This window comes from Flagellimonas sp. HMM57, from assembly GCF_021390175.1.
In the GTDB taxonomy this organism is placed as follows: Bacteria; Bacteroidota; Bacteroidia; order Flavobacteriales; family Flavobacteriaceae; genus Flagellimonas.
The window spans coordinates 1,696,686-1,712,060 of record NZ_CP090004.1 but is presented as its reverse complement, the minus strand read 5'-3'; the positions used below and the strand labels follow the sequence as shown (position 1 = coordinate 1,712,060).

The following is a 15,375-nucleotide window of genomic DNA, read 5'->3' as shown; positions in this document are numbered from 1 at the left end:
TGTTTATTTGATCACAGTTATGGTTCCTTGTTTTAAACTTTCCCCACCCTTTGTAATTCGATAATAGAAAATCATACTTTGCTTAGTGAAAGCAGTAGTGGACTGGGGCCAGTTATTTTCATAATTGGTTTGACTAAAGACTTCTTTACCTCTTTCATCATAGATGGTAACCAAGGTTTCTTGGTCTCTAGAATACGTATTGGGCAGCACCCATAAATCGTTGATTCCATCACCGTTGGTAGTAATGACATTTGGTATGGCGAACGTATCCCTGAATGTTACGGTGATAACCCTGCTAACGGTGCAGCTTCCAAAGCTTGCTACTAAAAGAAACTCTCCTTCTTGGTTAAAACTGAAAGAATTTAGTGAACCCAAAAGCGAATTATCTGCGTTTAACCATTCGTAAGAAGTTGCTCCACTTGCGGTTATGGTAACCGTTTCACCTTCTATAATAATAAGGTCTTGCGGTCTGTCCAGAACTAGCAATGAATCATCAAAATTTACGATGGTTATTTCGTTGGATACTATAGGACAATCATTGGTTTTTACAATCAATTGATATGTTCCTGTTTCTACCGCAATTAAATTTTCTGTGGTGGTATCAATAACTTGACCATCCTTTATCCATTCAAATGTTTCGCCGCTTAGATTTTTAGATGTTTCCAGAACTATAGGGTCACCTCCTTCACATAATACAGTTTCGTTGGAAGTAATGGTCAAAACCTCATTTGATGCCAATTTCACATCCAAATCATTGGATGAAGCATTAAAAGTGTTTAATGTACCTTCTAAACGGTATGCACCATTTTCGTTAAAATTTGAAACTATTATAGTTCTTGAGGTCTCTCCACTAACATTGCTGGCGTCTTTCGTCCATTGATAAGTAAAGGAAGAAAGCAAATCAGAAGTAACATCTGTTTTTGCTCCAGAACTGCTTACAGCATTTATAGTAGAAAGGTTAAGTGTAGCTTCGGTGTTTTCACAAGAAGTATAAGTGCCGGCGAAATCAACAACAAACTCAAACGAACTTGGAGAAACGATAGTTGTGCTTTCAGAATCAATAGGAGCCGCAGAGCAGCTTCCGCCCGTTTCTGTTACTCTAACATAATAAACCCCAACTTCATTTACATCTATGCTTATTTCATCAGCTCCAATTATTGGTGATCCGTCCTTAAACCATTGATATGTAGGTGTGGTAGCTGTAGTAGTTACCGATAATGTTTTTGTTTGTGAAGGTAGCAATACGATATTGGCATCGTTTTGTCTTGTTACATCAAAATTGCCAAGGTTGTTAATAGCTACTGGAGCGGACCGTTCTTGACAAGCGCCCGCACCACTAATTTCTACCTCATAATTTCCTTCATAACCAGAAGCACTGGTATTAACGGCATAAGTATGTGCGTTGACAGTTGGTCCAGATACTATGGCACCATCCTTATACCAGGTGTATGTAAGTCCACTGCCACTAATATTGGCTGTTAGCGTATATGGGTCTCCAGGACAAAGACCTACATTATTGGAACCGTTAATGGCAATTCCTTGGCTTGTTCCTGTTGATATTTCTATAGTGTTAGATAGCGTATTTGCCGAACCTGAACATACAGTTCCATAATCCAACTCCACATAGTACATTCCAGTGGTAGATACGGTCAAGTCTTTTGATTTTTCGCTAAGAAGCGTACCACTTCGGTACCAATTATAACTGTAGTTGTTTGGGTTGGGTATGTTATGTGGAGACAGTGTCACGGAACCACTTCCACAGATTTCAATCGTACCCCCGGGAGGAATGGATCCACTGCCATTTTCGCTGATAAGTAGTGGTGAGTTGTAATCAACAAAGTACATAGGGTAGGCATCTGTTGCCGGGCTTGTCTTTGCAGGACTGGTACTACGAACTCTAAGTTTAAAGTTTTCGCCGTTCACATCTGTAGGTACTGCAAAAGTGAAGTCAAAATTAAAGTCAGCATTTTTGTCCGAAAGTCTTGAAAGTTCTCTGGGAGAACCAAAGTTACCGTTAGCGTCGGATAGTTCTAGGATAAACTCGTTATTTGAATCTACTAAGGGAGGTGTCCATCCGAAACTAACATCATATTCGTTAAAGCTAACAGATGCACATGCTGCCGTCCAAACAGTGGTTGGTTTGTTCAATACTTGAGAATGTAGCGAATTAGCCCCAAGTAATGTCATTGCACACGCAATGAGAAGAATGCTAAAATGTGAACCAATTGTCTTCATCAGAGTTAGTTTTAAGAGGTTTTGGGCAATAATGCCCTATTAAAATTGTGCCCCTTAATTTTATTCAGTTCTCAAAGGCGTTCGTAAACGCCTCTATTTTCATATAACATTCTATAACAAATATGATTTTATTTTGGAGGAATGGAAAGATATTGTTGTAGGGTATACCAAAAGTGTTGTGAAACGGCTTTCTTTGTATACACCAAATTATGATTTATAGCTTTAAACGCTGGATTTCATTACATTTGCGCTTCAAATTTTGGGTATGGGAGAAGATGCTAAATCACTTAATTTTATTGAGCACATTATCGAAGAGGATTTGGAAAATGGCTATGGGAAAAACGACCTTCGTTTCCGTTTTCCGCCAGAGCCCAATGGCTATCTCCATATTGGCCATGCCAGTTCTATTTGCTTAAACTTCGGACTTGGATTGAAGTACAATGCCCCCGTAAATTTACGCTTTGATGACACCAACCCGGCCAAAGAGGAAAAAGAGTATGTTGAGGCCATAAAAAGGGATGTGGAATGGCTAGGTTTTAGATGGGATACCGAAAGGTATGCTTCGGATTATTTTCAACAATTGTATGATTGGGCAAAGCAGTTGATAAAAGAAGGAAAAGCCTATGTTGACAGCCAAACTTCTGAGGAAATGGCCGAACAAAAGGGGACACCTACTGAACCTGGCAAGGAAGGTCCATATCGAAATAGAACCGTAGAAGAAAACCTGCGTCTTTTTGAAGGCATGAAAAACGGAGAGTTTGAAGAAGGAAAGCATGTGCTACGTGCTAAAATAGATATGGCTTCTTCAAACATGTTGATGCGTGATCCTATCATGTATCGCGTATTGCATAAACCGCACCACAGAACAAATACCGACTGGTGTATTTATCCAATGTACGACTGGACACATGGCGAGAGCGATTATATAGAACAGGTTTCGCATTCGCTTTGTACACTCGAATTTTTACCACACCGAGAGTTGTACAATTGGTTTTTAGATCAGTTGGTAGCTACTGAGAAATTAAGGCCCAAACAGCGAGAATTTGCACGTAGAAACCTGAGCCATACTGTGGTAAGTAAGCGAAAATTACTGCAATTGGTAGAGAGTGGTGTTGTAAATGGATGGGACGATCCAAGAATGCCAACAATTTCAGGGTTGCGAAGAAGAGGATATACCCCGGAATCCATACGTAATTTTTCAGATACTATTGGAATCGCAAAGCGTGAAAATGTGGTTGACGTTTCCTTGCTGGAATTTCATGTGCGTGAACATCTTAATAAAATTGCTCCAAGGGTAATGGCCGTTCTTAACCCTTTAAAAGTGGTCATTACCAATTACGAAGAAGGAAAAGAAGAGTGGTTGGATGCAGAAAACAATCCTGAAGATGAATCTGCAGGAAGCAGAAAAGTTCCTTTTTCTAGAGAAATCTACATAGAAAAAGAAGATTTTAGGGAAGAAGCCAATCGTAAGTTCTTTAGATTGAAGCTGGGTGGTGAGGTTCGTTTAAAGAACGGCTACATCATCAAAGCGGAAAGCTGTACAAAAGATACCGATGGGAATATTACAGAAGTACAATGTACGTATGACCCAAAGAGTAAGAGTGGCAGTGGTACCGAAGAAAGCTTGCGAAAAGTAAAAGGCACCTTACATTGGGTTTCTGTACAACATGCCATTGAAGCTGAGGTAAGGGTTTACGACAGACTTTTTACAGATGCGACACCAGACGGTCACAAGGACAAAGATTTTATGGAATTTGTAAATAAGGATTCCTTTCAAAAAGTTACAGGATATTTGGAACCAAGTCTAAAAGATGTAAAAGTTGGTGACAGATTTCAATTTCAACGATTGGGCTATTTTAATGTTGATTCAGATTCCTCTGAAGGAAACCTTGTTTTCAACAGAACGGTAACCTTACGAGATACTTGGGCGAAATTGGAGCAAAAAAACAAATAATAACGAATTTCTATTTGTTTTTAAAATATTATAGCTTTATACTATTAAAACCGATTGGTTTTTAATGGTTTTACGAACACTTTTTACATAATCAATGTGTAGCTATAGTCTATGATTCAAAAAGCTTTTAGAACGTTTTAAACGTAAAAAACGGCATTCCCTGTAGGGATTACGATAATTTCTCGTCTGAAGATTAGAAAATCGTATGCCGTGAAAAAGTTATTCATACCCTGTCTTCTATTTTGTTGTGCATTTGGGCTTGCACAAGAACAGAAAATAACCAAGCTGGAATTTGAAGGTTTAAAGCGAACCAAAGAGTCTTTTTTAAGGAGGTTGGTAAAAGTTAGGGCAAATACAGTTTATGATTCCGTTTTGGTAAAGCAAGATATTGAGCGGTTAAAACGATTGCCCGGAATAGCGAATGCAAAAGATAGCGTTTATACTCTTGGCGATGAAAAAGCATTGGTCTATCGAATAGAGGAAAATTTTACTATAATTCCGGGCTTACGGATTGCAACGGCGAACAATGGTGAATTTGCCTATAGAATCTCAGCATTTGAGTTCAATCTATTTGGGAACAATCAACTCATAGGAGGCTTTTACGAGCGCAATGTCTTCGATTCTTACGGTGTTTTCTGGGAGCATCCTTTTCTGTTCAGCGATAAATGGGGCATTGGATTCAGTTATCAGGACAACACAACACAGGAGCCCGTATTTTTTGAGGAAGGGATAAAAGATTATCGTTTCAATGCAAGAAGTGCAGAAGGAAATCTATTGTTCTTTTTTGATTTTAAGAATGAAGCAGAGCTTGGGGTTTCGTTTGTTAAAGAAAGCTATGACTTTTTTGGGGATGAACCTTTGCTGGGGAGACCTCTTTCTCTAGAGGCAGATAAATTGATATACAGAGGGCAATACCGTTATGTGGATTTGGACATAGATTATCAATATATTGATGGTACGATCAATGAATTCACAACACAGTATATCAGTTTCCTAAACGGAGATGAGCCGGGAACAGAATTTTTAGGGGATTTTGTCTCTTTTAGGAATGATTTGATTCACTACAGAAAACTGGGAACCAAAGGGAATTGGGCAAGTAGATTACGTTTTGCTGCCGCTTTTGGCAACGATGACTCCCCCTTTGCGCCATTTACCCTGGACAACCAATTGAATATACGAGGTGTTGGCAATACAGTGGACAGGGGAACGGCTGCCTTGGTGCTGAATACGGAGTACAGGCATACGTTCTATGAAAAAGGATGGTTTGCAATCCAAGGAAATGCTTTTATAGACGCAGGATCTTGGCGAGAACCTGGAGAGAACTTCGGGCAGTTGTTCGATGGAACATCTACACGCTTATATTCGGGTGTGGGGTTTCGATTGATTCACAAACGGATTTTCAACGCGGTATTCCGGTTGGATTACGGCTTTGGTATTTCCAATGAATCCACAAATGGGATTGTCTTTGGCATAGGGCAATACTTCTAGATACTCGTTCAACCTATATTAGTCCAAAAAAGTACGTTATGTCACATTGAGCTTGTCGAAATGCTTGATAACCATGTAATAGATATACGATTTCCACAGGCCAACACTCAAACCCCAACACCTAAAATAGCCTAATGGAGCTATTGTGGAAGATTTTGGTCCGGTCCAACTGTATAGCTTTTTTTAGGACGGTTCCATAAAATTCCGTCAACCCAGAATGGCCATCCATCAAACGAATGGGGGCATCCGTTCATTTAACGGCTTAACCATCACCAAGAAATCCCAACTTGTACAAGTTCAATTTAAAATTCAATAAAGATGAAAAAGAACATGTACTTATTTTTTAGCCTTTCTCTTTTTATGTTCTCCTGCGGCAAAGATGATTCGCCCAAGGCACCAGAGGAAGAGAACAAGGCCCCGGTCATAGCGGAACAGTCCTTTACCGTTGCCGAGGATATTACCGATGCCCAGGCCATTGGAACGGTAACCGCGAGCGACCCGGACGGGGACAGCCTTACATTTTCCATAGAATCCGATGATGACGGGCTTTTTGACATCACCGAGGCCGGTGTACTTAGTTTAACTACCGGAAAATCCCTGGATTTTGAGACCAAAACGGCACATACCCTTTTTGTGAGCGCTTATGATGGCGTAGAGGAAACAAATGCGAAAGTTACGGTCACTGTCCAAGATGTGAACGACACTTTTGTCACCACCTGGAAGACCGTTACGGATGGGGAAAGTATAGAGATAGGCTTAGTAGAAGGTTTGGCATATGATTTTATGATCGATTGGGGAGATGGCACCATTGAGAATATTACCAAAGATGAGAATATAGAACATTCGTATGCAACGGCCGGGGACCATGTTGTGGCGATCCAGGGAAATTTTCCCGGCATGATAATGTCTCTTCTCGCAAGTGCGCCCAAACTTATGAGTATAGACCAATGGGGCAATAACAAATGGGAGAGCTTGGAAAGTGCTTTTGCGAGTTGCGAGAACATGGTCTATAAAGCTACCGATGTGCCCGACCTGTCACAGGTCTCTTCCCTTGCAGGTATGTTCACAAGTGCCAAACAATTTAACGGGGATATCGGCAATTGGGATGTAGGCAATATTACGGATATGAAATCTATGTTTCTTGCTGCATCGTCCTTCAATGGTGATATTAGTAATTGGAATACGGAAAACGTCACCAACATGCCTTTTATGTTCAATGGTGCATCCTCGTTCAATCAGGATATTGGTGATTGGAATACGGAAAACGTCACCAGCATGTCTGGAATGTTTGGAGGGGCAATTTTGTTCAACCAAGATATAAGTATGTGGAATGTGTCGAGCGTTACACAGATGGGTTCCATGTTCTTTGGGGCATCCTCGTTCAATCAGGATATTGGTGGATGGAATACAGAAAAAGTCATCTTCATGTCTGGAATGTTCTCTGGGGCTTCCGTGTTCAATCAGAATATAGGGGGTTGGAACATTGGCAGTATAACCAACATGGAGAACATGTTCGATAACAGTGGAATGGACATAATAAGAATGAACAACACAGTGATCGGTTGGTCCAATTTTGTAGAAAATAATAACGGACCATTTGGAATTAACTGTGGTATGGAGGGTATGATTGCCTGTTTTGAAATTAATGAAGTTTTTAATGCAATTGCTTATCTCGAGAGCGAAGGTGTTGATTGGGAGCTGGAAGGATTATCTCCTGTTGGTAATTGCCAGTAAAGCCTGGTCGGTAAGATCTTATAAAACCGCCCTTAAATTTTTTAAGGGCGGTTTTTTTATGTGCCAAGAACAGATAGCGTACAGGTCTGTTTCCTTAAGGGGTATTCAGGAATAGCTAAAATCCTGCGATACCCATGAATCTGCATTCCTTGTTCTAATTGCCCCAAAAAAGAGCATAAAAGTAATGCTCCATGTCACATTGAGCCTGTCGAAATGCTTGATTCGCTATAAACCAGTAAGAGGTTTCGACAGGCCCAACCTGACAACTAAGACCTATTTCTTGTCTTTATCCACATTTGTTTTTTTCATCTGTTCCCCTATCATATTGCTTGCCGTAAAGGAAGCAACCATGTTGTTGAGCATATCACTGCCCGCTTGTGGGGAATTTGGAAGCAGAATCAGATTGGTATTGGTTTCCTCCCCAATGGACTGTAGCGTGTCGTAATGTTGGGTAACAACGATAAGGGCAGAAGCCTCTTGCGAATTGATGCCCACTTTGTTCAAGACCTCAACGGACTCTTCCAGACCTCGGGCAATTTCCCTACGCTGGTCCGCAATACCTTGGCCCTGTAATCGCTTGCTTTCCGCTTCGGCCTTTGCTTTTTCTACGATAAGGATCCTGGCGGCATCCCCTTCAAACTGTGCTGCAATTTTTTCACGTTCCGATGCGTTGATTCGGTTCATGGCCTCTTTCACCTGGGCATCCGGGTCAATATCGGTAACCAGGGTCTTTATGATATCATAACCATATTCCGACATGTATTCCTGTAGCTCACGTTTTACGGCAATGGCAATATCATCTTTTTTAACAAAGACATCGTCCAATTTCATTTTAGGGACTTCGGCACGCACCACGTCAAAAACAAAAGAAGTGATTTGATCGTGTGGATATTCCAATTTGTAAAAAGCATCATACACCTTGTCCCTAATGACAACATATTGTACAGAAACCTTAAGTTTCACGAATACGTCGTCCAAGGTTTTGGTTTCGATCATTACATCCAACTGTTGAATTTTAAGGCTTAACCTTCCAGCAATTCTTTGAACAAACGGAATTTTAAACTGTATCCCCGAGTTTCTAACGCTTGTAAACCGTCCAAAGGTTTCAATGAGAACTGCAGTTTGCTGTTTAACAATAAATATTAGAGAGAAGAAGACAAAACCCACAATAAGTATTGTAGGTATAAGGTATACTAGGTTCATGGTAAATGGATTTTAAGTTTCGATGTTAAATTACAAAAAGACTGTATGAGATAAGTAGCTTTTAAGAAGGAATTGTTACATGGTTTTAGGAACTAGGGGTTTTCTTATCTTGTGTTTATACAGAATTGGTCTTAACAGTTTAACAAAATAAAGAAAGGTTATATTCCAATGACATTGAATGCCTTTCAAACACCTAGATTCACATTGCTAACTTAAAACCTCCAACGCCTTCTCAATCCTAGCAACACTTTCCTCTTTTCCCAACAACGCCAAAATATCAAAAATATGGGGGCCTTTCATGTCACCAACAATGATAAGGCGTAGGGGGCCCATCACTTTTCCAAAGGAAAGCTCGTTGTCGGTAATCCAGGATTTTACATTGGTTTCAACGGTTGCAGAATTGAAATCTTCAGTAGTTTTTACAATATCCAATACGTGCTGCATTAATTCTGGCGTACCTTCTTTCCATTGCTTTTTAACTGCTTTTTCGTTATAGGAGGCAGGTGCTTCAAAAAAGTAACTGCCCAATTCCCAAAAATCGGCAACAAAATTGGCGCGTTCTTTTATTAGGGAGACTACTTTTTCAAGATATTCAGCACTCTGAGCTTCGCGAGGAAGCTCTTTGCTATTCAACATCGAACCAAATAAACTGGCCAATTCACCATCATTTTTCTGCTGTAAATATTGGTGATTATACCACTTGGTCTTATCAGGGTCGAAACGCGCACCTGATTTATTTACACGCTCCAAAGTAAAGACCTCTACAAGTTCTTCTAGGCTGAACAGTTCTTGTTCCGTCCCAGGATTCCATCCCAATAAGGCCAAAAAGTTGACCACAGCTTCTGGAAAAAACCCAGCTTCACGATATCCTTCTGATTCGTTCCACGATAACGGAAAAACAGGAAATCCACCCTTTTCACCATCACGCTTGCTCAGTTTTCCCTTACCAACGGGCTTCATAATAAGTGGTAAGTGTGCAAACTCGGGCGATTTCCATCCGAAGGCATTGTAGAGCAATTGATGCAACGCCAAAGAGGGCAACCACTCTTCACCACGGATTACATGGCTTATTTCCATTAAGTGGTCGTCCACGATATTGGCCAGATGATAGGTGGGCATTCCATCACTTTTAAAAAGTACCTTATCGTCTAAAATATTAGTATCTATTTTTATTTCACCGCGTATGATGTCGTGCAACAACAATTCCTGATCTTGGGGCGATTTAAAACGAATCACATAATCTTCACCAGCATCCAGTTTTCGTTTCACTTCTTCCGGATTCAAGGAAAGTGAATTGGAAAGTTTTAAACGGTTGTGCCAATTATAGATAAAAGTCTTGCCTTTGGCCTCATGGTCTTTTCGATGAAAATCCAATTGTTCAGCGGTATCAAAAGCGTAATATGCATGACCTTTTTCAATAAGTTCCATGGCGTAGGCCTTGTACAAGTGCTTACGCTCACTCTGGCGGTACGGACCAAAGTCCCCATCCTTAGATGATGCACCAGGACCTTCATCAAAAGGAATTCCACACCAGTTCAACGCTTCTACAATGTATGCTTCTGCACCTTCTACATAGCGGTTCTGGTCGGTATCCTCAATCCGAAGTATGAAATCGCCACCGTGTTTCTTGGCAAACAGATAATTGAACAATGCTGTGCGAACACCTCCTATATGTAATGGCCCGGTTGGGCTTGGGGCAAAACGAACCCGAACTTTCTGACTCATGGGATATTAAATTGAGCCGCAAAGATACGGTGCATTAAAACGGTAAAAAAGAGTTTAGGAATACGTCTTTTTCATTTCGGAGGGAATCCTGGGATTCATGATGCTAAACCACAATGGGGGTAAAAATGACAATACCATGGAAGTAGGGTAACCGTAAGGCATTTGGGGAGAGATATCATGATAATCCAACAACTGGTATTTTTTGGATGATTTGTAATGATGGTCGCTGTGCCTTGTGAGTTCGTAAAGCACAATTCTTCCAATGACATGGTTGCTGTTCCAAGAATGGCTTTCGCGAACACGTTCGTACCTTCCAGATGGCAATTTCTTTCTGATCAAACCGTAGTGCTCAATATAGTTTACGGTTTCCAATAGCAGAAATCCAACTATTCCAGTTGCCAGAGCAAAGAACAATCCATTCAAATCGAACAGATAGAGAACAAGCCCTAAATAGGCGATTTGAAATAAAGTATACCAAAGCATGTCATTTTTCAAACTAAAAAAAGACCGCTTTTCATTTTTAAGCAGTTTTGATTGAAGCTTCCATGCACTAAAATACTGGCGAATCGTAGAACTGAACCAAAAGGAATAGAGGCTTTGATTGTATTTAGCCGTAGCAGGATCTTCCTTTGTGGCCGCATTGGCATGGTGTCCAAAATTATGTTCAATATAAAAGTGCATATAGAAGGATGGCAACAGTAAAAGCTTTCCCAAATAACGCTCAAAGCTTGCCTGTCTGTGACCGAGTTCATGTGCCACATTAATGCCATTGACACCAAAGACGATTCCCACAGAAAACACCAGCCCTATAATTTCATATAGTGCGTAGGTTGTTGTGGAAAGATCCCAAAGGGTATAGCCCAGAAAACCAAAAACGATGGGAACGTTCAAATAGAGCATCCAATCGAAGAACTTGCTCTTTTTCTTTTCAAAACGCTCTTCTTCGGACAAGTTGGTGGAGTCTTGTGGAAGTAGCACTTCTAAAAACGGAATAATAGCAAAAGCGTAGAAAGGTGTGAAGAAACTCCAATACCCTTTAAAATAAATACTGATGACGGCAGAAAGCGGAATCGTCATAGCGGCTAGGTATTTAAAATCTTTCATATGAACGGTTTTAACAAAAAATTTTCAGCGCAATCCCTTGGTATCAGGTATCTTGGTAATAAATATAACGGATTTTGAACAGTTATCATAAGATACTTGATAAGCTAAATCGCTTTATAAAGAAGTATTATACCAAGCAATTGATCAAAGGAGGGCTCCTTTTTGTAACGCTAGGCCTGCTTTTTTGGATGGCAATTCTGTCCTTGGAATATGTATTATGGCTCAGTCAGGAATGGCGGCTTGCCTTATTCTCGGTGTTTGTTCTAGTGGAGCTGTTCTTGCTGTATCGGTTTATTTTGATGCCATTGTTCTACTTGTTCCAAATTAAAAATGGAATTTCCAATAAGGAAGCTTCCCGTCTTATCGGCAAACATTTTCCACAAGTAGATGATAAGCTCTATAATTTATTGGAACTATCGGAAAACCAAACAGAGTCAGAACTATTGCTTGCCAGTATTGAGCAGAAAGCGGAAAGCCTTGGCGTGGTTCCTTTCACTGAAGCTATCAGTTTTAAAGAAAGCTATAAATACGCAAAATATGTAGTTATCCCTTTGTTGCTCCTTGGCTTTATTTGGTTGTCTGGCAACATTGCTTCGTTTTTCAATTCCCATAAAAGAATAGTCAATTATGATTTGGCATTTGAGCAACCAGCTCCATTTAAGTTCCAGGTATTGAACGATAAGCTGGAGGTTTTGGACAATGAACCTTTAATAGTATCTGTTTCGGTTGTGGGCAATGTAAAACCAGAGAATGTCTATATGGTCGTAAATGGAGAGGAATTGCTTTTAAAGCAATCAGAAGGAATATATACGCAGACATTTGAAGCACCTGTGGAGGAAAGCAGTTTTTATTTGACCGCTAATGGGTGGGATTCAAAAAGCTATACTATTAAGAGCTATAAGACACCTGTTTTGATAGACTTTAAAATGAAGCTTGATTTCCCGAATTATCTGGGAAGGAAAAATGAAGAAATTACGGGAACTGGAAACGCTGTTGTTCCCGAGGGAACAACAATATTATGGCAAATTGAAGGAGATAATGTAGCGAATATATCCATGGTTACTTCGGATACGGTTCGGCTTTTTCAAAAGGATGGAAATAGCTTTACATATAAGAACAATATCTACAAAAATCTGGCTTATGAACTCAAGACATCAAATGCGCATGTGCTAGATTTTGAGAAGTTGGCCTATACCTTGGACGTAATTAGGGACCAAAGTCCCACTGTCAAAGTAGAGCAGATTTTAGATTCCATTAACCCCAATCAATCCTTTTTTACTGGACAGGCCGCTGATGATCATGGCCTTAACCAAATAAGGGTTGTATGTTATCCGTCAGATGACCAAGAAAATGTGCAACGGTTGTTGCTTGAATCGCCCAATACAAACGTTCATCAGTTCTATTATACATTTCCATCAGGATTGGATTTGCAGGATGGGAAGAACTATAAATTATTTTTCGAAATCGTTGATAATGATGAACTTAGAGGAGGAAAAGTAATTAAAAGCCAAGTGTTTGATGCTACATTGTTGAATGTTAATGAACTAAAAAACAAGGAGTTAGAGTTTCAGAATACTGTGATGGACAAGATGGGAGAGACTTTGGACAACTATAGGGAGCAGCAAGAAACATTATCCAAAATCAATACCAAACAGAAAGAGGAAAAGAATTTAAATTTTGAGGATAAGAATCAGATAAAGGATTTTTTGCAAAAGCAAGAAGAACAGGAAATGCTGATGGAAAAATTCAGCAAGCAACTTAAAGAGAGCCTGAGTAAGGATGATGAAAATAGCGAGATGAAGAAAATGCTTCAGGAGCGGTTGGAACGTCAAGAACAGGAAGCAAAGAAAAATGAAAAGCTGCTTGAGGAATTAAACAAGCTTGCAGATAAAATAAACAAAGAGGAGCTTAAAAAGAAGCTTGATGAGTTGGGCAAAAACCAAAGTAAAGGTGCTCGTAATCTAGAGCAGATTCTTGAGCTCACTAAGCGGTATTATGTTACAGAAAAAATGGCTCAACTGTCAAGAGAGTTGGGTGAGCTTTCCAAGAAGCAGGAGCAATTATCCAAAACTGATGGAAAAATCAAAGACAAGCAGGAGGAATTGAATGAAGAATTCAATAAGCTTTCGGATGAGTTGGATGAATTAAAAAATGACAATGATGATTTAAAAAAGCCGATGCAAGTTGATGTATCGAAAAAGGAACAAGACGCTATCAAGGAAGATCAAAAAGATGCTTTGGATGAGCTAAATAGTGAGGAAGAAAAAAATTCTGAACAGTCTGATTCGAAAAATTCCAATTCAAAACAAAAAGCATCTCAAAAACAGAAATCAGCTTCTCAGAAAATGAAGGAAATGAGCAAATCTTTACAGCAGAGCAGTATGGGAGGCGGAGGTTCTTCAATAACAGAAGATGCGGAAATGTTACGTCAGATTTTGGACAATTTGATTACATTTTCCTTTAAACAGGAAAAGCTATTTGAAGGAACAGAGAACGCCAATTTGGATGTTTCCCAGTTTTCAAAATCGGTAAGGGATCAAAAGGAATTAAGACGGTTGTTCGAACATGTGGATGACAGTCTTTTTGCTTTATCGCTACGTAGGGCGGAACTATCTGAATTTGTCAATGAACAAATAAACGAGGTGTATTACAATATTGACAAATCCTTGGAGAGTATAGCTGAGAGTCAAGTGTATCAAAGTGCATCATACCAACAATATGTTATTAACGCTACAAATAAATTAGCCGACTTTCTAGCTAATATTCTGGACAATATGCAGCAAAGTATGCAATCAGGTCAAGGAAGCGGTCAGGGTTCCGATTTTCAGTTGCCAGATATTATTAAGGGACAGGAGAGTATTCAGGAAAAGATGGGAGATTCTGGAAAGCAGAGCGGAAAAGGACAGAGTGGTGAGCAAGGTGAGCAGGGAGATGGAGAAAAGGGAAAAAGTAAAGGCGGCGAAGGAGAACAAGAAGGAAAAGGAAAAGGGAAACAGGGACAGGAAGATGGTCAAGGAAAAGATGGAAACGGAGAAGGCAATGGCAAAGGAGAAGGTAAAGAAGACAAAAATGGAACTGGTGGCTCTAATGGGGTAGACGAAATGGGCTTAAGCGAAATTTATGAAATCTATAAAGAGCAGCAATTTTTGCGACAACAATTGGAAAAGCAGTTAGAGGATTTAATCAACAAGTCCGATAAGAATCTAGCGAGAAAACTGATTCAACAAATGGAGGACTTTGAGAATGATTTGTTGGAAAACGGAATTACACAGCGCACAAAAAATAAAGTTAATACCATACAGCACGAATTGCTGAAGCTCAAGAATGCTACATTAAAACAGGGAAAGAAAAATGAGCGTGAGAGTAGCAGGGTCAAAAAGAACTTCACCAATCCTATTATAACAAAGCCTGAACTGCTAAATGAATATCAAAACGACGTTGAAATATTAAATAGACAAGCATTACCTTTGCGCCAAAATTACGAAGAGAAGGTAAAGAGGTATTTCAATAATGATTGACTTCCATTTTAAGTCGGACTTGATTTTAGAAGACAAAGAGAAATATTCCGATTGGATAACTAGAGTAATTCAAAGTGAAGCACATAGCTTAGGGGATATTGATTATATCTTTTGTGACGATGATTATCTTTTAGAAATCAATAAGGAGTATTTAGAGCACGATACGCTTACCGATATTATCACTTTTGATTATTCGGAAGCTAAGTTTGTTTCTGGTGACATTTTCATCTCTTCGGATAGAGTTGAGGACAATGCAACTTCGTATGGTGTCGATTTCAATACAGAATTGTTAAGGGTAATGTGCCATGGCATTTTGCACTTGTTAGGATACGGAGACAAATCTGAAGATGAGCAACGAGAGATGAGGCTTAAGGAGGATGAAAAGATAAAAATGTTCCACGTGGAACTATAAGT

General features: G+C 39.7%; 9 protein-coding genes. 5 read left to right on the top strand and 4 right to left on the bottom strand.

Features of this window, described 5'->3' with window-relative positions; translation table 11 throughout:
* Nucleotides 1–3: 3 nt before the first annotated feature.
* On the bottom strand, nt 4–2,235 hold the full coding sequence (locus LV716_RS07645) for a gliding motility-associated C-terminal domain-containing protein (RefSeq protein ID WP_163417154.1): 2,232 nt from the start codon (nt 2,233–2,235) through the stop codon (nt 4–6).
* Nucleotides 2,236–2,500: 265 nt separating this feature from the next.
* Here LV716_RS07645 and LV716_RS07640 point away from each other — a divergent pair, with 265 nt between their 5' ends.
* The 3 genes from LV716_RS07640 (at nt 2,501) to LV716_RS07630 (ending at nt 7,411) form a co-directional block, all read left to right on the top strand.
* Nucleotides 2,501–4,189 carry a glutamine--tRNA ligase/YqeY domain fusion protein gene (locus tag LV716_RS07640; protein ID WP_163417153.1) on the top strand — a complete coding sequence of 563 codons (1,689 nt, stop codon included), beginning with the start codon at nt 2,501–2,503 and terminating at the stop codon, nt 4,187–4,189.
* A 210-nt stretch (nt 4,190–4,399) separates the two neighbouring features.
* Nucleotides 4,400–5,677 (top strand): POTRA domain-containing protein, encoded by a 1,278-nt coding sequence (locus tag LV716_RS07635; RefSeq protein WP_163417152.1) that lies wholly within the window; start codon nt 4,400–4,402, stop codon nt 5,675–5,677.
* Between the two features lie 318 nt (nt 5,678–5,995).
* On the top strand, nt 5,996–7,411 hold the full coding sequence (locus LV716_RS07630; RefSeq protein ID WP_163417151.1) for a BspA family leucine-rich repeat surface protein: 1,416 nt from the start codon (nt 5,996–5,998) through the stop codon (nt 7,409–7,411).
* Between the two features lie 273 nt (nt 7,412–7,684).
* Here the strand turns inward: LV716_RS07630 and LV716_RS07625 are convergent, their stop codons facing one another.
* The 3 genes from LV716_RS07625 to LV716_RS07615 form a co-directional block, all read right to left on the bottom strand.
* Nucleotides 7,685–8,614, bottom strand: a complete 930-nt coding sequence (locus tag LV716_RS07625; RefSeq protein ID WP_163417150.1) for an SPFH domain-containing protein — start codon at nt 8,612–8,614, stop codon at nt 7,685–7,687.
* A gap of 207 nt (nt 8,615–8,821) precedes the next feature.
* Nucleotides 8,822–10,339, bottom strand: a complete 1,518-nt coding sequence (gene gltX, locus LV716_RS07620; protein ID WP_163417149.1) for a glutamate--tRNA ligase — start codon at nt 10,337–10,339, stop codon at nt 8,822–8,824.
* Nucleotides 10,340–10,393: 54 nt separating this feature from the next.
* Nucleotides 10,394–11,443, bottom strand: coding sequence for an alkane 1-monooxygenase (locus tag LV716_RS07615; RefSeq protein ID WP_163417148.1), 1,050 nt, complete (start codon nt 11,441–11,443; stop codon nt 10,394–10,396).
* A gap of 74 nt (nt 11,444–11,517) precedes the next feature.
* Between LV716_RS07615 and LV716_RS07610 the strand changes: the two genes are divergently transcribed.
* Together LV716_RS07610 and ybeY are read left to right on the top strand one after the other, a co-directional pair.
* Nucleotides 11,518–14,961, top strand: coding sequence for a hypothetical protein (locus LV716_RS07610; RefSeq protein WP_163417147.1), 3,444 nt, complete (start codon nt 11,518–11,520; stop codon nt 14,959–14,961).
* The gene (ybeY, locus tag LV716_RS07605) at nt 14,954–15,373 is read left to right on the top strand and encodes an rRNA maturation RNase YbeY (protein ID WP_163417146.1); all 420 of its coding nucleotides are present in this window, start codon (nt 14,954–14,956) and stop codon (nt 15,371–15,373) included. The genes LV716_RS07610 and ybeY overlap by 8 nt, the downstream gene beginning before the upstream one ends.
* Nucleotides 15,374–15,375: the final 2 nt, after the last annotated feature.